The organism is Kitasatospora sp. NPDC048407, from assembly GCF_043200475.1.
Classification (GTDB): Bacteria; Actinomycetota; Actinomycetes; order Streptomycetales; family Streptomycetaceae; genus Kitasatospora.
On sequence record NZ_JBICXW010000035.1, the window covers coordinates 38236 to 59131 of the forward strand.

Genomic DNA, 20896 nt, shown 5'->3' on the forward strand with positions numbered 1-20896 from the left:
CAACTGTGGTCGGGTCTTCCGTAAACTGTGCGTCGTGACCGACACGACGAACCAGCGCCCCGCGAGCAAGCCCGGGGACGAAGCAGCCACCCTCCCGACGACCTACGCCCCGGCCGAGGTAGAGGGCGAGCTGTACGAGCGCTGGGTAGAGCGTGGCTATTTCACCGCCGATGCGAAGAGCGACAAGCCCGCCTACACCATCGTCATCCCGCCGCCGAACGTCACCGGTGCGCTGCACCTGGGCCACGCGTTCCAGCACACGCTGATGGACGCGCTGACCCGCCGCAAGCGGATGCTGGGCTTCGAGGCACTCTGGCTCCCGGGCATGGACCACGCGGGCATCGCCACCCAGAACCGGGTGGAGCAGCAGCTCGCCGAGTCCGGCCTGTCCCGGCACGACCTGGGCCGTGAGGCCTTCGTCGAGAAGGTCTGGGAGTGGAAGGAGAACTACGGCGGCCGGATCCTCGGCCAGATGCGCCGTCTCGGCGACGGCGTGGACTGGTCGCGCGAGCGCTTCACCATGGACGAGGGCCTGTCGCAGGCCGTCCAGACCATCTTCAAGAAGCTCTTCGACGACGGCCTGATCTACCGCGCCGAGCGCATCATCAACTGGTGCCCGCGCTGCCTGACCGCGCTGTCCGACGTCGAGGTGGACCACAAGGACCTCCCGGGCGAGCTGGTCTCGATCCGCTACGGCGACGGCGAGGACTCGATCGTGGTCGCCACCACGCGCGCCGAGACCCTGCTCGGCGACACCGCGGTGGCCGTCCACCCGTCCGACGAGCGCTACGCGCACCTGGTCGGCCGGACCATCAAGCTGCCGCTGACGGACCGTGAGATCCCGGTCGTCGCCGACGAGCACGTCGACCCGGAGTTCGGCACCGGCGCCGTCAAGGTGACCCCGGCGCACGACCCGAACGACTTCGCCATCGGCCAGCGCCACAACCTGCCGAACCTGACCGTGATGGACGAGCGCGGCGTGCTCACCGTGCACGGCCCGTTCCTCGGCCTGGACCGGCTGGAGGCCCGCTCCGCCGTGGTCGGCGCGCTGCGCGAGCAGGGGCGCATCGTCGCCGAGAAGCGCCCCTACGAGCACGCCGTGGGCCACTGCTCGCGCTGCCACACCGTGGTCGAGCCGCGGCTGTCGCTGCAGTGGTGGGTCAAGGTCGAGCCGCTGGCCAAGGCCGCCGGTGACGCCGTCCGCGACGGCAAGGTCGAGATCCACCCGAAGGAGCTGGAGCGCCGCTACTTCGACTGGGTCGACAACATGTACGACTGGTGCATCTCGCGCCAGCTCTGGTGGGGCCACCGGATCCCGGTCTGGTACGGCCCGAACGGCGAGGTCGTCTGCGTCGGACCGAACGAGCAGCCGCCCACCGGCGAGGGCTGGGAGCAGGACCCGGACGTCCTGGACACCTGGTTCTCCTCCGGCCTGTGGCCGTTCTCCACCCTCGGCTGGCCGGAGAAGACCGCCGACCTGGAGAAGTTCTACCCGACCGACGTCCTGGTGACCGGCCACGACATCATCTTCTTCTGGGTCGCCCGGATGATGATGTTCGGCCTGTACGCGATGGACGGCGAGATCCCGTTCAAGACGGTCGCACTGACCGGCCTGGTCCGCGACGAGTTCGGCAAGAAGATGTCGAAGTCGTCCGGCACCGCCGTCGACCCGCTGGACTGGATGGACGCCTACGGCGCCGACGCCGTCCGCTTCACGCTGGCCCGCGGCGCCAACCCCGGCGCCGACGTGCCGATCGGCGAGGACTGGGTCAAGGGCTCCCGGAACTTCTGCAACAAGATCTGGAACGCCACCCGCTTCGCGCTGATGAACGGCGCCACCGTCCAGGGCCCGCTCCCCGCGACGGAGGAGCTCACCGCGGCGGACCGCTGGATCCTGTCCCGGCTGAACGCCACCGTGGCCGAAGTGGACGCGCTGTACGAGGACTTCGAGTTCGCGAAGGTCTCGGACACGCTGTTCCACTTCGCCTGGGACGAGGTCTTCGACTGGTACGTCGAGCTGTCCAAGACCACCCTCAACAAGGGCGGCGCGCAGGCCGACCACGCCCGCCGCGTCCTCGGCGAGGTGCTGGACGTGACGCTGCGTCTGCTGCACCCGATCGTCCCGTTCGTCACCGACGCGCTGTGGACGGCGCTGACCGGCGCCGAGTCGGTCGTCGTCGCCGAGTGGCCGAAGGACTCCGGCTACCGCGACACCGACGCCGAGTCGGAGATCGCGCAGCTGCAGCAACTGGTCACCGAGGTCCGCCGGTTCCGCAACGACCAGGGCCTGCGCGACACCCAGAAGGTCCCGGCGCAGCTGGAGCTGGCCGGGCACCGGCTGGAGGTGCACGAGGCGGCGATCCGCTCGCTGCTGCGGCTGACGGCGCCGGAGGAGGGCTTCCACGCCACCGCCTCGCTGCCGGTGGCCGGCACCACCGTCTCGCTCGACCTGTCCGGCACCATCGACGTGGCGGCCGAACGCAAGCGCCTGCAGAAGGACTTGGCGGCGGCCGAGAAGGAGAAGGCGCAGACCACCGGCAAGCTCGGCAACGAGGCCTTCCTGGCCAAGGCGCCGGACGACGTGGTCGCCAAGATCCGGCTCCGGCTGGAGACCGCCGAGGCCGACATCGCCCGGATCACCGCCCAGCTCGCGGCGCTGCCGCAGGGCTGACCGCGCGTCAGGAAGGGCCGCTGCTCCCGCACTGCGGGGGCAGCGGCCCTTCGCCTTTCCCGAGTTGGGGCCGGCGGTCTGTCAATTCCCTTGGCCGCGCGTCGCGGTAACGGTTTCGCTGCGGCTATTCGTCCTGTATTCCCGGCAATTGACGCACTGCGCCAAAGGGAATACATCGGGTTGCCGCCCCCCGCGCGTTCAGCGAACTTCGCACATCGAATGTGTACGGTGGGGCGGAAGTTCCCATTCGGGCGGGGCGTCGAACGGAGGGCATACGCATGGTGGCGACCAGGGAGTTGGCCGACGAACTTCCGATGGCGGAGGTGGAGGCGGCCAAGGCCCGGGCGGCAACCCTCCTGTTGGCATTCCAGCACGGAAACCAGCTCGCCTTCGACACCGAACTCGACCTGCTGCTCGCCGAGAACGCCGAGCGCGAGGCGACCACCCTGCTGGTGTGGATCGCCGCCGAGGCGGTCCGCAAGGCGTACGCGCCCGAGGTCGCCGACCGGGTGCTGCGCGGCCTGGCCCGGCGTGCCCCGTACGGCACTTGCGAGGTCGCGGTGGACGAGGAGACGGCCGGCGCGGCGCTGCTGCTGGAGGCCGTCGCCGACGGGGACGTCGCCGCGGTCCGCGCCCTGGTGGCCGGTACGCCCGACACCACCTACCTGCTGGGCGGCCTGGTCCAGGCGGTGGCGATGATGCTGCCGCTGCTGCCGGACGGCGAGGCCGAGGAGATCGCCACCGAACTGCGCCGCCGACACGCCGCGCGACTGCCCACACCCCGCGTCACCACTTGACGGATCGTCACTGCCGGGCCCGGCGGGGAACTTCCCCCGCCGGGCCCGCTGCCGTGCTGCCGCTACGGCATGGCGTGCAGGTGGGAGCCGACGGTGCCGGCGATGCCGCCGCCCGCGAGGGCGTCCCAGTTGGTGGACCAGGTCATCGCGCCGCCGATGCCCGGCCAGGTCTTCGCGGGTTTGAAGGAACCGCAGTTGGTTCCCGCGGCCAGGCAGTCCAGCGCCGCGTTCACGGTCGCCGGGCTGGTGTAGCCGCCCCCCGCCGCGCTGGTGGAGGCGGGCACCCCGAGGCCGACCTGGCTCGGGTCGAGGCCGCCCTGCAGCTGGATGCAGGCCAGGCCGGTGAGGAAGTTCTCGGTGCCCTGCGAATACACGCCGCCGTCGCAGCCGAGCATCGCACCGGAGTTGTAGTACTGCATGTTGACGATGGTCAGGACGTCCTTGGTGGCCAGCGCCAGCTTGAAGTACTCGGTGCCGGTGGACTGCATGTCGATGGTCTGCGGAGCCATGGTGAGCACGAACCCGGACCCGACCTTTGCCGCCAGGGTGTGCAACGCCTGTGCCATGTAGGTGGAGTTGACGCCGTTCTCCAGGTCGATGTCGATCCCGTCGAAGCCGTACGTCTGGATCAGGCTGTACGCGGAGTTGGCGAAGTTGGCCGCCGCGGCCGAACTCGCCACCGAGACGGTGCCGTTCTGCCCGCCGACCGAGATGATGACCTTCTTGCCGGCCGCGCGCTTGGCCGCGATGTCGGCCCTGAACTGGGCGCCGCTGTAGCCGTTCAGCTTCGAGGACAGCGTCGGGTCCAGGGTGAAACTGATCGCGCCCTGGGTGCTGGTGGCGTCCGCGAAGGCCACCGCGATGATGTCGTACGCCGCAGGGACGTCACTGATCCGTTGCGGGGTCGCGCCGTTGTAGAAGTTCTGCCAGTAGCCGGTCAGCTTGTGCTTCTGCCCGGGCGGCGGCGGAGTGGTGGAGGAGCCGCTGGGTGAGGGCGACGCCGAGGTGGACGTCGAGGGGGACGGCGACACCGAGGTCGGACCGGAGCTGGACGGGCTGGGCGAGCCGGTGCCCGGGCCGACCATCGAGACCTTGTCCACCAGGTACGGCGGCTGGCCGTACCACCCGTGGAACCACACCTGCACCGAGGTGGTGCCGGCCCCCGTGGTGAAGGTGCTGCTGAGGGTGTTCCACCCGGTGTTGGAGCTCCAGGTGGACGGGTCGGTGCCGCCGGTGCCGGTGGCGCCCAGGAACACGTACGAGCCCTGCACCACCGCGGACAGGGTGTACGTCGAGTTGGGCAGCACGGCGACCTGCTGGCTGCAGTTGGCGTAGTCCGACCCGGCCGGGGTGCCCTGAAGGTCCCAGCCGGTGGTGGAGTTGTTCACCGCGGTGACGGTGGGGCCACAGGCCCACGGGGTGATGTGGTCGCCGGCCGAGAAGTCGCCGTTCCGGATCACGTCCACGTCGGCGGCGGTGGCCGTCCCGGTACCGGTCAGCACCATGCCGACCAGGGCCAGTACGGCCGCCAGCAATCCGGCGAGCAGGGCCCGTGCGCCGCGCGGAAGTCGATGTGGTGCACGCATGCCATCTCCATGTGGGGGAGTGTCGATGGGGGTGCGGTGCGGGGGAGCCGAGGAGCTGGACGAGCGACTCACACGGTGGAGTAGACCAATTCCGGTGTCAAGAGGTCCGGAGCCGGTCCGCGGGCCACCGGGGTGGCCGTCGGGGGCGGACGTCGGGAGTCCTTAGACTGGCGGGGTGAGCGACAAGGCCGAGCCCAACCCCTACACCGTCCGTCCCGCCGACGCCGGCGGCACCGACTCCGATCTGCGCGCCGTCGAGGCCGAACTGGCCACCCGCTGGCCGGAGAACAAGCTGGAGCCCTCGCTCGACCGGATCGAGGCGCTGATGGACATCCTCGGCCAGCCGCAGCGCTCCTACCCGTCCATCCACATCACCGGCACCAACGGCAAGACCTCCACCGCTCGGATGGTCGAGCAGCTGCTGGGCGTCTTCGAACTGCGCACCGGCCGCTACACCTCGCCGCACGTGGAGTCCGTCACCGAGCGGATCAGCCTGGACGGGGCGCCGATCAGCCCGGAGAAGTTCGTCGAGACCTACCGCGACATCGAGCCCTACGTGCAGATGGTCGACGCGGCGCAGCCGGTCGCGATGTCCTTCTTCGAGGTGCTGACCGGCATGGCGTACGCGGCCTTCGCGGACGCCCCGGTGGACGTCGCGGTCGTCGAGGTCGGCATGGGCGGCTCCTGGGACGCCACCAACGTGATCGACGCCCAGGTGGCGGTGATCACCCCGATCGGCCTGGACCACACCGACAAGCTCGGCGACACCACCGGCAAGATCGCGGTGGAGAAGTCCGGGATCATCAAGCCGGGCGCGCTCGCCGTGGTCGCCCAGCAGAAGCTGGACGCCGCCGAGACGATCCTGCGCCGGGCCGTCGAGGTGGACGCCACCGTGGCCCGCGAGGGCATGGAGTTCGGCGTGCTGCGCCGCGAGGTCGCCGTCGGCGGCCAGCTGGTCACCCTGCGCGGCCTCGGCGGCCACGAGTACCAGGACCTGTTCATCCCGCTGCACGGCGACCACCAGGCGCAGAACGCCGCGCTGGCGCTCGCCGCGGTGGAGGCGTTCTTCGGCATCGGCCAGGGCGGCGCCGAGCACCTGGACGAGGAGAAGGTCCGGCAGGCGCTGTTCGGCGTCTCCTCACCGGGCCGGCTGGAGGTCGTCAGGCGCAGCCCCACCGTGATCCTGGACGCCGCGCACAACCCGCACGGTGCGCAGGCCGCCGCCGCCGCGATCGGCGAGGCGTTCGGCTTCACCAAGCTGGTCGGCGTCATCGCCACCAGCGGCGACAAGGACGTCACCGGCCTGCTGGAGGTCTTCGAGCCGATCCTCGCCGAGGTCGTCATCACCCAGAACTCCACCCACCGCGCGATGCCCGTCGACCGTCTCGCGGCCCTCGCCGTCGAGGTGTTCGGCGAGGACCGGGTGCAGGTCGAGCCCCGGCTGGACGACGCCATCGACGCCGCGGTCACCCTCGCCGAGGAGGAGGACCTCGGCGGCGCCGGCGTCCTGGTCACCGGCTCCGTCATCACGGTGGGCGAGGCGCGCCTGCTGTTCGGAAGGAAGTAGCGGTCGATGCGCACCCTGTGCTCCTCCACCCTGATCGGCGAGGCGCTGCTGATCATGTTCGCCGGCCTGGTCGCGATGAAGCTGACCGACGTCGGCACCGGCACCATCTGGGCGGTCAGCGGCGTCGCCATCCTGCTGTGCGTGCTGCTGTGCGGCGCGATCACCCGGCCCGGCGCGGTCTGGGTGGGCTGGGCGCTGCAACTCGGCGTGCTGGCCAGCGGCTTGGTGCTGCCGACGATGTTCGCCTTCGGTGTGGTGTTCGGCGGCCTGTGGTGGTGCTCGGTGCACTACGGCCGCAAGATCGACGAGCTCAAGGCGCAGCGCGCGGCGGCCGCCGGGGCGGCCGCCTGACCGGGCTGGTCGCGGGGGCGGCCACCCGGCCGGGGTAATGTCAGGTGCACACACCGCACGACCCACACCCGAGGAGCCGCCCCGTGTCCCAGCGCACTCTCGTCCTGCTCAAGCCCGACGCCGTGAAGCGCGGCCTGGCCGGCGAGATCATCAGCCGGATCGAGCGCAAGGCCGGCTGGCGCTTCGCCGCGATGGAGCTCCGCACCTTCGACCGCGGCACCCTGGAGCAGCACTACGCCGAGCACGTCGGCCGCCCGTTCTACGAGCCGCTGCTGGAGTTCATGACCTCCGGCCCGTCGATCGCGCTGATCGTCGAGGGCGAGAACGTGATCCCGGGCATCCGTGCGCTGGCCGGTGCCACCGACCCGCTGCAGGCGGGCGCGGGCACCATCCGCGGCGACTACGCGACGATCACCCGCGAGAACCTGATCCACGCCTCGGACTCCCCGGAGTCGGCCGAGCGGGAGATCAAGATCTTCTTCCCGTCCCACGTCTGAGGACTGTGGAGGGCCGTGCGGCCCCGGTGCCCCTGCCTCGGCAGGGGCACTTCGCCCAACTGGGCGTTAATCCTCAAATCACGGAACCCCAGCCTCCGACACGGCGTCCCAATGCCAGGAGAAGCCGATCCGTCCCCGGAGAATGGGCGGGACTCCGTGCCCGCCGTTCGCACCGTCCGGCGTGATTACCATGGACCCCAACTCACGGGCTCGGAGCGGCTGCTCAGCCGCCGTCAGCCCTGCGGGCCCCGGCGGCCGGCTCTCCCCCCGCCCTTGATCCACATTCGGGAAGGCACTCGACATCCCATGGCGAACAACCTGTCGTTCCTCGGCCGGGACCTGGCGATCGACCTCGGCACCGCGAACACACTGGTGTACGTCCGGGGCAAGGGCATCGTGCTGAACGAGCCGTCGGTGGTCGCGGTGAACACCAACACCGGAGGAATCCTCGCGGTGGGTGCCGAGGCCAAACAGATGATCGGTCGCACCCCTGGCAACATCGTGGCGATCCGCCCGCTGAAGGACGGCGTGATCGCCGACTTCGAGATCACCGAGCGGATGCTGCGGTACTTCATCCTGAAGATCCACCGCCGCCGCTACCTGGCCCGCCCGCGGGTCGTGGTGTGCGTCCCCTCCGGCATCACCGGTGTCGAGCGCCGTGCCGTGGTCGAGGCCAGCATGCTGGCCGGCGCCCGCCAGGTGCACATCATCGAGGAGCCGATGGCCGCCGCGATCGGTTCCGGCCTGCCGGTGCACGAACCGACCGGCAACATGGTCGTCGACATCGGCGGCGGCACCACCGAGGTCGCGGTGATCTCGCTCGGCGGCATCGTCACCGCCCAGTCGCTGCGGGTGGCCGGTGACGAGCTGGACAACGCGATCGTCCAGCACATCAAGAAGGAGTACAGCCTGCTGCTCGGCGAGCGCAGTGCCGAGCAGATCAAGATGTCGATCGGCTCCGCGTTCGGCCTGGAGGGCGAGAAGGACGAGCACGCCGAGATCCGCGGCCGCGACCTGGTCTCCGGCCTGCCGAAGACCGTGGTGATCTCCGCCGCCGAGGTCCGCACCGCCATCGACGAGCCGGTGAACTCGATCATCGACTCGGTGAAGACCACCCTCGACCAGTGCCCGCCGGAGCTGGCCGGCGACGTGATGGACCGCGGCATCGTGCTCACCGGCGGCGGCGCCCTGCTGCGCGGCCTGGACGAGCGGCTGCGCCGGGAGACCGGCATGCCGGTGCACATCGCCGAGAACCCGCTCGACTCGGTGGCCCTGGGGGCGGGCAAGTGCGTCGAGGAGTTCGAGGCACTGCAGCAGGTACTCGACGCCCAGCCGCGTCGCTAGACAACTTTCCAACTGAACAACAGACAGAGCTGATGGACCAGCAGATGGACACTCAGCACGAAGGGGCGGCACCAGCACCGTGAGGGACACCCGACAGAGTCGACTACTGCTGGTCCTGCTGGTCGCGCTCGCATTCGCCCTGATCACCGTCGACATCAAGGGCGGCCAGGACTCGCCGCTCGGCGCCCCGCGCCGGGCGGCCGCGTCCGTGCTCGGCCCGGTCGAGAACGCCGCGGCCGGCGCCGTCGACCCGGTCGCCGGGTACATCCGCGCGATCCGCGACGCCAGCACCCACCAGCAGCGCCTGGACCAGATCACCCGGGAGAACACCGAGCTTCGCCAGAAGCTGGCCTCCTCGGACGCCGCGTCCGGCCGCACCAAGCAGCTGGACGACATGCTGCGCACCGCCGGCACCGGCGGCTACACCATCAAGGCCGCGCAGGTGATCGCGGTCGGCGCCGCCCAGGGCTTCTCCTGGACCATCACCATCGACGCCGGCAGCGACGACGGCCTGACCCGCGACATGACCGTCATCGACGGCCAGGGCCTGGTCGGCCGGATCACCACCGTCGCCCCGACCACCGCGACCGTGCTGCTCGCCTCCGACCCCGGCTTCACCGCCGGCGTCCGGCTGGAGGGCAACAACGAGATCGGCTTCGCGGCCGGCCAGGGCGCCTCGCCGATGAAGATCGAGCTGCTGAACGGCCGCGCCCAGGTGAAGGCCGGCGACCGGCTGGTCACCTTCGGCTCGCAGAGCGGACGCCCGTTCGTCCCCGGCGTGCCGGTCGGCACCGTCAAGGAGGTGCAGGCCACCCCGGGTCAGCTCACCAAGACCATCCTGGTCGAGCCGTACGTGCAGTTCACCCGCCTCGACCTGATCGGCGTGGTGGTCGTGCCGCCACGCACCGATCCGCGGGACGCCGTGCTGCCGCCGGTCCCCGCCCCCTCCGCCGGCGCCGCGGGCAACCCGCAGGCGCCGATTGCCCCCGTACCGCCCACCACCGGGGGGAACTGATGTTTCGTCCGTCTCGGATCCTGCTGTCCGCCGTCCTGCTGGTGTTCGCCCTGGTGGTCCAGGTCAGCATCCTCGGCCGGCTCCAACTGCCCGGTGCCACCCCGGACCTGCTGATGCTGGTGGTGGTCGGCCTGGGCCTGGTGTACGGCCCGACCGGCGGCTGCCTGGCGGGCTTCTTCGCCGGCCTGCTGGCCGACCTCGCCCCGCCGTCCGACCACGCCGTCGGCCGGTACGCGCTGGTGCTCTGCCTGGTCGGCTACGGCGCCGGGCTGTTCCGCCCGGAGAACGGCCGGCAGCGATCCGCGCTCAGCGCGATCGGCGTGGTGGCGGTCGCCGCGGTGGTCTCCACCCTGCTGTACGCCACCGTCGGCGCCCTGGTCGGCGACACTGCGGCCCGGCACGTCGGCCTGACCGGGCTGGTGTTCAGCGCCCTGTTGTACGACGTGCTGCTGGCCCCGTTCACGGTGCCGCTGGTGATGCTGCTGGCCCGCCGGTTCGACGGCGACCGGGTGGTCAACGAGACGGTGCGCGGCGCGGACGGCGGCTCCGGCCTCGGCGCGCTGGCCCGCTACAAGACCACTCGCGACCCCTCGTCCACCGCCTCCTACAAGAAGAAGCGCGCGCTCGGCCTCGCCAAGCGCCCCTGAGCCGGGACGGAGTCCGCGCACGTGACGAACATTCCTGATACCGGCCGTACCCGGCGGGTGACGATCCGGCTGGTGGTGCTGCAGATCCTGGTGCTGTCGCTGCTGGCCACCCTCGGCGGTCGGCTGTGGTACCTGCAGATCCGCAACGGCAAGGAGTTCACCGCCAAGGCCCAGGGCAACCACATCCGCGAGGTGGTGGAGCCCGCCGTCCGCGGTGAGGTCCTGGACGCCGCCGGGCGGATCCTGGCCGGCAACGAGACCAAGCTGGTGGTGTCGGTGTCCCGCACCGCGCTGATGCAGCAGAAGGACCACGGCAAGGCGGTGCTTTCCCGGCTCGCCGACGTCCTCGGCGTGCCCGCCGACGACGTCAAGAACAAGGTCCGGCTGTGCGACGCGAAGACCCCGCAGCCGTGCTGGAACGGCTCCCCGTACCAGCCGATCCCGGTCACCCAGCAGGCCACCACGCAGCAGGCGATGCAGATAATGGAGCGCCGCGAGGACTTCCCCGGCGTCACCGCCCAGCCCACCGCACTGCGCCGCTACACCGGCGCGGAGGGTGCCAGCGCCGCCCAGATCCTCGGCTACCTGTCGCCGGTCACCGACGACGAGGTCACCAAGACCGCCGACAAGTCCGGCCGTGAACGCCGCCTGCCGTCCGACCAGATCGGCCGGGCCGGCCTGGAGTCGGTCTACGACGACGACCTGCGCGGCACCACCGGCGTCGACCGGCTGGAGGTCGACAACCTCGGCCGGGTGATCGGCAGCGCCGGCACCACCCCCGCCCAGCCCGGCAACAACCTGATCACCTCGATCGACGCCCGGGTGCAGAAGGTGGTCGAGGACCAGCTCAACCAGGCCATGGTCGAGGCCCGCAAGGTGTACGACAAGGAGACCAGCAAGAACTACCTCGCCGACTCCGGCGCGGCCGTGGTGATGGACGTCCACACCGGCCGGATCGTCGCGATGGCCAGCGCCCCCACCTACGACCCCAACCTGTGGGTCGGCGGCATCTCCGCCAAGGACTACGAGGCGCTGAACAGCAAGGACTCCAACTACCCGCTGATCAACCGGGCCATACAGGGTCAGTCCGCACCCGGCTCGACGTTCAAGGTGATCTCCACCACCGCCGCCGTGCAGGCCGGATACGACCTCAACGGGCACTACCCGTGCCCGAAGTCGCTAACCATCGGCGGCCGCGAGTTCAAGAACTTCGAGTCCGAGCAGTTCGGCGACATCTCGCTGGAGAAGGCGCTCGAAGTCTCCTGCGACACCGTGTTCTACGGCCTCGCCTACGACCAGTGGATGAAGGACGGCGGCCTCAAGCCCAAGAAGGACGCCCCGGACTGGTTCTTCAAGACCGCCCACGAGTTCGGCCTCGGCGCCAAGACCGGCATCGACCTGCCGGGCGAGGTGGCCGGCCGGGTCCCCGACCGGCAGTGGAAGCAGTCCTACTACGACGCGATGAAGCAGTCCTGGTGCGACCAGGCGGCCAAGGGCGGCCACGAGTACGCCGACGAGATCGCCCGCGAGAACTGCGCCGACGGCAACCAGATGCGCGCCGGTGACATGGTCAACTTCGCCATCGGCCAGGGCGACACCCTGGTCACCCCGCTGCAGATGGCCCGGATCTACTCGGCGCTCGCCAACGGCGGCACCCTGTACCGGCCCAGCATCGGCAAGGCGATCGTCAGCCCCGACGGCACCCTGGTGCGCGACATCGCCCCGCACGAGGACGGCAAGATCCCCGCGCAGGGACAACTGCTCGAGTACATCGACCAGGCCACCGCCGGCGTCATCACCGCCGGTACCGCCGCCTGGAAGTTCACCGGCGCCGGCTGGCCGCAGGGCAAGATCGAACTGCACGCCAAGACCGGCACCGCCGAGGTCGCCGGCAAGCAGACCACCTCCTGGCTGACCACCTACAGCAAGGACTACGCGGTGGTCATGACGATCAGCCAGGGCGGCACCGGCTCCGGCGGCTCCGGCGACTCGGTCCGTCGGATCTACCAGGCGCTGTACGGCGTCGACGACAAGGGCAACATCGACAACGCCAAGGCGCTGCTGCCGCAGCCGCAGGCCGCACTGCCCAAGTTCAACCCGGACGGCACCGCGATCATCCAGGCCTCGTACAGCTACGAGGGCGACCGGACCTTCCTGGACCCGGCCCGCCCGGCCCAGGCCGACCCCGCCACCGCGGTGGCGCTCGCCGCGCTGGAACCCAACCGGGCCGGCAGCAACGGAAGGGGCCGGTCATGACCTCCTACGGCTCGTACCGCACCGTGCGGCTCGCCCCGCGGCGCTCCTCGCTGTCCCGGGCGCTGGCCAAGGACTCCCCGCTGCGCCGGCTCGACTGGATCATGATCCTGGCGGCGCTGGGGCTGTCCCTGATGGGATCGCTGCTGGTCTGGTCCGCCACCCGCGGCCGCGACTCGCTGACCCACGGCGACCCGCAGTACTTCCTGTACCGGCACCTGACCAACCTGGTGATCGGCATCGGCCTGTGCGTCGCGGTGATCGCGCTGGGCACCCGGCGGCTGCGCACCGCGGTGCCGTTCTTCTACCTGGCCGTGATGCTGATGCTGTTCGCGGTGCTCAGCCCGCTCGGCTCGACGATCAACGGCGCGCACTCCTGGATCCAGCTCGGCGGCGGCTTCTCCGTCCAGCCCGCCGAGTTCGCGAAACTGGCGATCGTGCTGGGCATGGCCGTGGTGCTGTCCGCCCGGGTGGACGCCGGGGAGCGCGAGTTCCCGCCCACCCGCAGCGTGCTGCAGTCGCTGGCGGTCGCCGGCTTCCCGATGTGCGTGGTCATGCTGATGCCCGACCTCGGCTCGGTGATGGTCATGGTGGTCACCATGCTGGGCGTGCTGATGGCCTCCGGCGCCGCCAACCGCTGGGTGATCGGCCTGCTGGCCGGCGGCACCGCCGGCGCGCTCGCGGTGTGGAAGCTCGGCATCCTCAGCCAGTACCAGATCGACCGCTTCGCGGCGTTCGCCAACCCGGCGCTCGACCCGTCCGGCGTCGGTTACAACACCGCCCAGGCCCGGATCGCCATCGGCTCCGGCGGCCTTTTCGGCATGGGCCTCTTCCACGGCACCCAGACCACCGGCCAGTTCGTGCCCGAGCAGCAGACCGACTTCGTGTTCAGCGTGGCCGGCGAGGAACTCGGCTTCATCGGCGCCCTGGTGATGATCGGTCTGCTCGGCGTCATCCTGTGGCGGGCCTGCCGGATAGCGCGTCAGGCCACCGACCTGTTCGGCACGATCCTGGCGGCCGGCGCGGTCACCTGGTTCGCCTTCCAGGCCTTCGAGAACATCGGCATGAACCTCGGCATCATGCCGGTCGCGGGCATTCCGCTGCCGTTCGTCTCCTACGGCGGCTCGTCGATGTTCGCGGTGTGGATCGCGATCGGGCTGCTGCAGTCGGTGCGCTCGCAGCGGCCGATAGCGATCTGACCGCTCCACGCGTGGAAACAGTGACCCTCGGGGCTCGGCTACCCTGAAGGGTCACTGCTTTTTCTGCCGTAAAGGTCCTTGCGCATGACTGTCGAATCGGTCTTCCCACGCCTGGAGGCCCTCCTCCCGCACGTCCAGAAGCCGATCCAGTACGTCGGTGGCGAGCTCAACTCGACCGTCAAGGACTGGGACGCCTGCGATGTCCGCTGGGCGCTGATGTACCCCGACGCCTACGAGGTCGGCCTGCCCAACCAGGGCACCATGATCCTCTACGAGGTGCTGAACGAGCGCGAGGGCGTCCTCGCCGAGCGCAGCTACAGCGTCTGGCCCGACCTCGAAGCCCTGATGCGCGAGCACGGCGTCCCCCAGTTCACGGTGGACGCGCACCGCCCGATCAAGGCCTTCGACGTCTTCGGTCTGTCGTTCTCCACCGAGCTCGGCTACACCAACATGCTGACCGCGCTCGACCTGGCGGGCATCCCGCTGAACGCCGCGGACCGCACCATGGACGACCCGGTCGTGCTGGCCGGCGGCCACGCCGCGTTCAACCCCGAGCCGATCGCCGACTTCATCGACGCCGCCGTCATCGGCGACGGCGAGCAGGCCGTCCTCGACATCACCGACATCGTCCGCGCCTGGAAGGCCGAGGGCCGCCCCGGCGGCCGCGACGAACTGCTGCTGCGCCTCGCCAAGACCGGCGGCGTGTACATCCCGCGGTTCTACGACGTCGAGTACCTGCCGGACGGCCGGATCGGTCGCGTCGTCCCCAACCGCCCCGGCGTGCCGTGGCGGGTCTCCAAGCACACCGTCATGGACCTCGACGAGTGGCCCTACCCCAAGCAGCCGCTCGTCCCGCTCGCCGAGACCGTGCACGAGCGGATGTCCGTGGAGATCTTCCGCGGCTGCACCCGCGGCTGCCGTTTCTGCCAGGCCGGCATGATCACGCGCCCCGTGCGGGAGCGAAGCATCACCGGCATCGGCGAGATGGTCGAGCGCGGCCTGAAGGCCACCGGCTTCGAAGAGGTCGGCCTGCTCTCGCTCTCCTCCGCCGACCACTCCGAGATCGCCGACGTCACCAAGGGCCTCGCCGACCGGTACGCCGAGGACAAGGTCGGCCTCTCGCTGCCGTCCACCCGGGTCGACGCCTTCAACATCGACCTCGCCAACGAGCTCTCCCGCAACGGCCGCCGCTCCGGCCTCACCTTCGCCCCCGAAGGCGGCTCCGAGCGGATCCGCAAGGTCATCAACAAGATGGTGTCCGAGGAAGACCTCATCAACACGGTGGCCACCGCGTACGGCAACGGCTGGCGCCAGGTGAAGCTGTACTTCATGTGTGGCCTGCCCACCGAGACCGACGAGGACGTCCTCCAGATCGGCGCGATGGCGAAGAACGTCATCGCCAAGGGCCGCGAGGTCACCGGCACCAACGACATCCGCTGCACCGTCTCCATCGGCGGCTTCGTCCCCAAGCCGCACACCCCCTTCCAGTGGGCCCCGCAGCTGTCCGCCGAAGCCACCGACGAGCGGCTCACCAAGCTCCGCGACTCCATCCGCGGCGACCGCAAGTTCGGCAAGAACATCGGCTTCCGCTACCACGACGGCAAGCCCGGCATCGTCGAAGGCCTGCTCTCCCGCGGTGACCGCCGCATCGGCGCCGTCATCCGCGCCGTCTACGAGGACGGCGGCCGCTTCGACGGCTGGCGCGAGCACTTCTCGTACGACCGCTGGATGGCCTCCGCCGAAAAGGGCCTGGCCGGCACCGGCGTCGACGTCGACTGGTACACCACCCGCGAGCGCACCTACGAGGAAGTCCTCCCCTGGGACCACCTCGACAGCGGCCTCGACAAGGACTGGCTCTGGGAGGACTGGCAGGACGCCCTCGAAGAGGTCGAGGTCGAGGACTGCCGCTGGACCCCGTGCTTCGACTGCGGCGTCTGCCCCCAGATGGACACCCACATCCAGGTCGGCCCCACCGGCAAGAAGCTCCTGCCCCTGACTGTCGTCAACAACTGACCCAGCCGGAGCGGAAGTTCGCCCCCGTCGCACATGCTGCGGCGGGGGCTTCGGCGTAGCTGCCCGGTACGTGGGGCAGCGGTCCGAGAGGTACGCCGGGCGTTGGCGGGTCGAGGTACCGCGTACCCTTGGAACGACAGAGTCCGGCCGGAGCCGCAAGCGGTGCGAGGCCGGACGGGGACACACTGACAGAAGGACTGAGCTCCCTGGCACGCCGCACGCCCGACGGTCCGCCGCCCGCGCCGACGGTGCAGCGCATCCGTCTGCGCTACACCAAGCGCGGCCGTCTGCGCTTCACCAGCCACCGGGACTTCCAGCGGGCGTTCGAGCGCGCGCTCCGTCGCTCGGCCGTCCCGATGGCCTACTCCGCGGGCTTCACCCCGCACCCCAAGGTTTCCTACGCGAATGCCGCCCCCACCGGTACCGCCAGCGAGGCCGAGTACCTGGAGATCGGCCTCGCCGCGCCCCGCGATCCGGAGGCGCTGCGCCGGCAGCTCGACGAGTCGATGCCGTCCGGTCTGGACATCATCGACGCCGTCGAGGTGCGCACCAGCAACTTCGTCGAGCGGCTCGAGGCTTCCGAGTGGCTGCTGCGCCTGCCCGGCGTGGAGCCCGCCGAGGCCGAGCGCGCCGCCGCCGCTTTCCTGGCCGCCGAGGCGGTCGAGGTGCAGCGGATGACCAAGAACGGCCTGCGCACTTTCGATGCGCGCGCCGCCGTCGCCGCCATCGAGCTGCTCCCGGAGGGCTCCGCGCAGGTCGGGATCGGTGACGACACACTCACCGAGGGTGCGGGCGATGTTCGTACGGGTGCTCCCTGTGCGATACTGCGCCTGGTAGTACGACACGCCACACCCGCCGTACGACCCGACGACGTATTGTCCGGCCTCCGTTCGACGGCCGACCTCGCGCCGCCGGTCCCCGCAGAGGTGACCAGGCTGGCGCAGGGGCCGCTCGACGAGCAGACCGGCACGGTGACCGACCCGCTGGCGCTCGACCGCGCCGCGGCCGAGGTCGGCCGGTAGGCCGCCCCGCCGCGCGCATCCGCCGTCCGCCGAGTGGGCGGGAGCGCAGGCACGGAGCTCATCTCCGGGCCTGCGGCTCCCCGGCCTCCGCGGCTCCCCAGGGGAGCGAGCGTCGTTGCGCGAAGGCCCGGCCGTCCCCGGCCCGGCCCTTGAAAACTGAGAAGACTGGTCAGACCAGAAGACTTTTCGACTCCCCGCGCCCTGCGGGGGTCGAGCGAGACTACGAGCCCCTGTGCGGCCTCGCGTCCGAACGACGGCACCGTGGGAGCCGGAACCGCCCGAAAGGTGCGGCCGGCTGGTGAATGCGGTGGCACGTCGTGCCCGGATGCGGAGCCCGGGGGCCTGACGGGAGATACACCCGCATGCTCGAAAACACCGAACCGCAGTCCGCTGCGGCCGACCACACCGACGACGGCGCCTCCGCCGCCCCGCCGCGCCGCCGTCGCCGGGCGGTCTCCCGCCCGGCCGGCTCCCCGCAGGGCGCCGCCGGCGAGAGCGCCGAGACCGTCGTCGCGGCCGCCCCGGCGAGCGCCGAGGAGCCGCCGGCCGCCGAGAAGCCCGCCCGGGCCCGGCGTACCCGCAAGCGTGCCGAGGCCCCGGCCACCACGCCGGAGACCACCCCCGCCGCCGCCGAGCCGGTCACCGAGGAGCCCGCCGCCGCCGAGCCGGCCGCGGAGGAGAAGCCCGTTCGCGCCCGCCGGGCGCGCAAGCGCGTCTCCGCGCCGGCCCAGAGCCCCGTGGCGGCCGAGGAGCCGGTCGTCGAGGAGCCCGTCGCCGAGGAGCCGGTGGCCGAGCCGACCGTCGAGGAGAAGCCGGTCCGCGCCCGCCGGGCGCGCAAGCGCGTCTCCGCGCCGGCCCAGAGCCCCGTGGTCGCCGAGGAGCCGGTCGTCGAGGAGGAGCCCGCGGCCGAGCCGGTCGCCGAGGAGCCCGTCGCCGAGCCGGTCGTCGAGACCTCGGCCGAGCCGCCGCGCGCCCGCCGCCGTGCCGTCCGCCCCTCCACCGCGATCTTCCAGGCGCCGGTCTTCCAGGAGCCCGCGTCCGCCCCCGCTGCCGCGCCTGCCGCCAAGGCCGCGCCCGCCGCCAAGGCCGAGCAGGCCCCGGCCGCCGCGCCGCAGGACGAGGCCGAGACCGACGACGAGTTCGAGTACAGCGGCGTCGGCCGTCGCCGCCGGGTGCGCACCCAGGTGCGCGTCCAGCAGTCCGCGAAGGGTGCCAGGGCCGCCAAGGCGGCGCAGCCCGCGAAGGCCGCCCAGCCCGCCAAGGCCGCGGAGCCGGTGAAGGCCGCCCAGCCGGTGAAGGTCGAGGCCCCGGCCGAGGTCGAGGCGCCCGCCGCCGGGCCGGAGCAGGAGTCGGAGTGGGAGGACGACCGTCCGTCCCGCCGCCGCCGTCGGGGCGGCCGTCGTCGCCGTCGCGGCGACGCCGAGGACGCGGGCGAGCCGACCGAGACCGTCGAGACCGAGGTCGAGGACACCCACGAGGAGCCCGAGGCCCAGGAAGGCCACGACGAGGACGAGGACGAGGACGACCTGGCCGCCGGCCTGTCCTCCTCGCGCCGCCGCCGTCGCCGTCGCCGCCGCAGCGGTGAGGGCGGTGCCGACGCGGGGGAGACCACCGAGGACGGCGTGCGCACCGTGGTGAAGGTCCGCGAGCCGCGCCGCCGCTCCACCGAGCCCGCGTTCGACCCGGACGAGGTGCAGTCCATCAAGGGCTCCACCCGCCTGGAGGCCAAGAAGCAGCGCCGCCGCGAGGGCCGCGAGCTGGGCCGCCGCCGGGTGCCGATCATCACCGAGGCCGAGTTCCTGGCCCGCCGCGAGTCCGTCGAGCGGGTCATGGTGGTGCGTCAGACCGGCACCCGCACCCAGATCGGCGTGCTCGAGGACGGCGTGCTGGTCGAGCACTACGTCAACAAGGAGCAGGCCACCAGCTACGTCGGCAACGTGTACCTGGGCAAGGTGCAGAACGTGCTGCCGTCGATGGAGGCCGCGTTCGTCGACATCGGCAAGGGCCGCAACGCCGTGCTGTACGCCGGCGAGGTCAACTTCGGTGCGCTGGGCGGCCACAGCGGCCCGCGCCGGATCGAGTCGGTGCTGAAGTCCGGCCAGTCCGTGCTGGTCCAGGTCTCCAAGGACCCGATCGGCCACAAGGGCGCCCGTCTGACCAGCCAGATCTCGCTGCCCGGCCGCTACCTGGTGTACGTGCCCGAGGGCTCGATGACCGGTATCTCCCGCAAGCTGCCGGAGAACGAGCGGGCCCGCCTCAAGCAGATCCTCAAGAAGATCGTCCCGGACGACGCGGGCGTGATCGTCCGTACCGCCGCCGAGGGCGCCTCCGAGGAGGAGCTGACCCGCGACGTCCAGCGCCTGCAGACGCAGTGGGAGGAGATCCAGAAGAAGGCCGCCTCCGGCAACGCCCCGGCGCTGCTCTACGGCGAGCCCGACATGACGGTGCGCGTGGTCCGCGACATCTTCAACGAGGACTTCACCAAGGTCATCGTCAGCGGTGCGGACGCCTGGAGCACCATCCACGACTACGTCTCCAACGTGGCCCCCGACCTCACCGAGCGCCTGCAGAAGTGGACCTCGGACGTCGACGTGTTCGCCACGTACCGGATCGACGAGCAGCTGATGAAGGCGCTGGACCGCAAGGTCTGGCTGCCCTCCGGCGGCTCGCTGGTGATCGACCGGACCGAGGCGATGGTCGTCGTCGACGTCAACACCGGCAAGTTCGTCGGCCAGGGCGGCAACCTCGAGGAGACCGTCACCCGCAACAACATCGAGGCGGCCGAGGAGATCGTCCGCCAGCTGCGGCTGCGCGACCTCGGCGGCATCATCGTGATCGACTTCATCGACATGGTGCTGGAGTCCAACCGCGACCTGGTGCTGCGCCGCCTGCTGGAGTGCCTGGGCCGCGACCGCACCAAGCACCAGGTGGCCGAGGTCACCTCGCTCGGCCTGGTCCAGATGACCCGCAAGCGGGTCGGCCAGGGCCTGCTGGAGTCCTTCTCCGAGCCCTGCGTGCACTGCAACGGCCGCGGCGTGATCGTGCACATGGACCAGCCGCACAGCCACGGCGGCGGCGCGGCCGCGACGGCCACCGCCACCACCGGCGCGGGCGAGGGCGGCGGCAAGCGCCGTCGCCGGGGCCGCGGGGGGGCCGGGGCGGAGACCGTCGAGACGGTCGAGAGCGTCGAGCCGGTGGAGGCCGCCGCGGCGGTCGAGGCCGTCGAGGAGCTGGAGCCGATCGAGGCGCCGGTCGAGGCCGAGGTCGTGGAGACCGTCGTGGCCGAGGAGCCGGCCGTCGAGGAGCCGGCCGTCGAGGAGAAGGCGAGCCTGGTGGAGATCCCGCCGACCGCTCCGCCGGCGGGCCGTACCCGCCGCCGCGCGGTGCGCAAGGCCACCGCTCCGGCCGGGGCGTCCGGCGAGGCCGAGATCGTGGTGCTGCAGGCCCGCGCCGAGGCCGCGATGGAGGCCGCGCTGAGCGCCGCGGAGAAGTCCGCCGCCGAGGAGCCGGTCACCGAGGCCGCTGCCGAGGTGACGGCCGAGGCCGTCGCCGCGGCGGAGCCCGAGGCCGAGGTCGCCGTGGCGGTCGAGACCGAGGAGCCGGCGCCGAAGAAGCGGGCCGCCCGCAAGACGGCTGCCAAGACGACCGCGGCGAAGAAGACCACCACGGCCAAGAAGACCGCAGCGAAGAAGACCACCGCCACGGCCGCCAAGAAGACCACCGCCCGCAAGACCGCCACCAAGCGGACCAGCGCGGCGGCCAAGAAGGCCGCGGCCGCCGAAGGTGACGGCGCCGCAGAGTGAGCCCCGGGGGGGGGGGGGGGGGGGGGGGGGGGGGGGGGGGGGGGGGGGCGCGCGCCCCGCGGGGGGCCCCCCCCCCCCCCCCGCGGGGGCCAAAGAGAGGGAGGGCTGGGGGGGGGGGGGTGAGGGACGGG

The 20896-nt window shown here is 71.4% G+C and carries 14 protein-coding genes; 13 read left to right on the plus strand and 1 reads right to left on the minus strand.

What is annotated here, in order from left to right:
• The first annotated feature begins 34 nt into the window (after positions 1-34).
• A complete protein-coding gene (locus tag ACGFWJ_RS34760) occupies positions 35-2671 on the plus strand; it encodes a valine--tRNA ligase (protein WP_387861532.1) in 2637 nt (878 codons plus the stop codon).
• 278 nt (positions 2672-2949) lie between these two features.
• Positions 2950-3468: a hypothetical protein gene (locus ACGFWJ_RS34765; RefSeq protein ID WP_392956653.1), complete on the plus strand. Its 519-nt coding sequence runs from the start codon at positions 2950-2952 to the stop codon at positions 3466-3468.
• Positions 3469-3530: 62 nt separating this feature from the next.
• On the opposite strand, the gene ACGFWJ_RS34770 is transcribed toward ACGFWJ_RS34765, so the two are convergent.
• Positions 3531-5054 (minus strand): chitinase, encoded by a 1524-nt coding sequence (locus tag ACGFWJ_RS34770; protein ID WP_392956655.1) that lies wholly within the window; start codon positions 5052-5054, stop codon positions 3531-3533.
• Positions 5055-5229: 175 nt separating this feature from the next.
• Between ACGFWJ_RS34770 and ACGFWJ_RS34775 the strand changes: the two genes are divergently transcribed.
• The 11 genes from ACGFWJ_RS34775 to ACGFWJ_RS34825 all read left to right on the plus strand — a co-directional run bounded on the left by ACGFWJ_RS34775 (position 5230) and on the right by ACGFWJ_RS34825 (position 20765).
• A complete protein-coding gene (locus tag ACGFWJ_RS34775; protein ID WP_392956657.1) occupies positions 5230-6621 on the plus strand; it encodes a bifunctional folylpolyglutamate synthase/dihydrofolate synthase in 1392 nt (463 codons plus the stop codon).
• Positions 6622-6627: 6 nt separating this feature from the next.
• On the plus strand, positions 6628-6972 hold the full coding sequence (locus ACGFWJ_RS34780) for a DUF4233 domain-containing protein (protein WP_387643094.1): 345 nt from the start codon (positions 6628-6630) through the stop codon (positions 6970-6972).
• An 83-nt stretch (positions 6973-7055) separates the two neighbouring features.
• Complete coding sequence (ndk, locus tag ACGFWJ_RS34785; RefSeq protein ID WP_387643095.1) at positions 7056-7469, plus strand: nucleoside-diphosphate kinase; 414 nt, start codon at positions 7056-7058, stop codon at positions 7467-7469.
• 318 nt (positions 7470-7787) lie between these two features.
• Complete coding sequence (locus ACGFWJ_RS34790; protein ID WP_387643832.1) at positions 7788-8813, plus strand: rod shape-determining protein; 1026 nt, start codon at positions 7788-7790, stop codon at positions 8811-8813.
• Positions 8814-8892: 79 nt separating this feature from the next.
• Positions 8893-9828: a rod shape-determining protein MreC gene (gene mreC, locus ACGFWJ_RS34795; RefSeq protein ID WP_392956659.1), complete on the plus strand. Its 936-nt coding sequence runs from the start codon at positions 8893-8895 to the stop codon at positions 9826-9828.
• Entirely contained in the window at positions 9828-10475 is a 648-nt protein-coding gene (gene mreD / locus ACGFWJ_RS34800) for a rod shape-determining protein MreD (protein ID WP_392956661.1), read from the plus strand. The genes mreC and mreD overlap by 1 nt, the downstream gene beginning before the upstream one ends.
• Before the next feature lie 21 nt (positions 10476-10496).
• On the plus strand, positions 10497-12731 hold the full coding sequence (gene mrdA, locus ACGFWJ_RS34805; RefSeq protein WP_392956662.1) for a penicillin-binding protein 2: 2235 nt from the start codon (positions 10497-10499) through the stop codon (positions 12729-12731).
• Complete coding sequence (gene rodA, locus ACGFWJ_RS34810) at positions 12728-13927, plus strand: rod shape-determining protein RodA (protein ID WP_392956663.1); 1200 nt, start codon at positions 12728-12730, stop codon at positions 13925-13927. Before mrdA ends, rodA begins: the two co-directional genes overlap by 4 nt.
• Positions 13928-14011: 84 nt before the next feature.
• Positions 14012-15940, plus strand: coding sequence for a TIGR03960 family B12-binding radical SAM protein (locus tag ACGFWJ_RS34815; protein ID WP_387643100.1), 1929 nt, complete (start codon positions 14012-14014; stop codon positions 15938-15940).
• Between the two features lie 248 nt (positions 15941-16188).
• The gene (locus ACGFWJ_RS34820; RefSeq protein ID WP_392956664.1) at positions 16189-16962 is read left to right on the plus strand and encodes a TIGR03936 family radical SAM-associated protein; all 774 of its coding nucleotides are present in this window, start codon (positions 16189-16191) and stop codon (positions 16960-16962) included.
• Positions 16963-17324: 362 nt separating this feature from the next.
• Positions 17325-20765, plus strand: a complete 3441-nt coding sequence (locus tag ACGFWJ_RS34825; protein ID WP_392956665.1) for a ribonuclease E/G — start codon at positions 17325-17327, stop codon at positions 20763-20765.
• The last annotated feature ends 131 nt before the right edge of the window (positions 20766-20896 follow it).

Excerpts from the sequence above, each read along its gene's own strand:
- ACGFWJ_RS34815 (WP_387643100.1), top strand. The coding sequence starts at position 14,012 with ATGACTGTCGAATCGGTCTTCCCACGCCTGGAGGCCCTCCTCCCGCAC.
- ACGFWJ_RS34765 (WP_392956653.1), top strand. The coding sequence starts at position 2,950 with ATGGTGGCGACCAGGGAGTTGGCCGACGAACTTCCGATGGCGGAGGTG.
- ACGFWJ_RS34780 (WP_387643094.1), top strand. The coding sequence starts at position 6,628 with ATGCGCACCCTGTGCTCCTCCACCCTGATCGGCGAGGCGCTGCTGATC.
- ACGFWJ_RS34770 (WP_392956655.1), bottom strand. The coding sequence starts at position 5,054 with ATGCGTGCACCACATCGACTTCCGCGCGGCGCACGGGCCCTGCTCGCC.
- rodA (WP_392956663.1), top strand. The coding sequence starts at position 12,728 with ATGACCTCCTACGGCTCGTACCGCACCGTGCGGCTCGCCCCGCGGCGC.
- mreD (WP_392956661.1), top strand. The coding sequence starts at position 9,828 with ATGTTTCGTCCGTCTCGGATCCTGCTGTCCGCCGTCCTGCTGGTGTTC.
- ACGFWJ_RS34825 (WP_392956665.1), top strand. The coding sequence starts at position 17,325 with ATGCTCGAAAACACCGAACCGCAGTCCGCTGCGGCCGACCACACCGAC.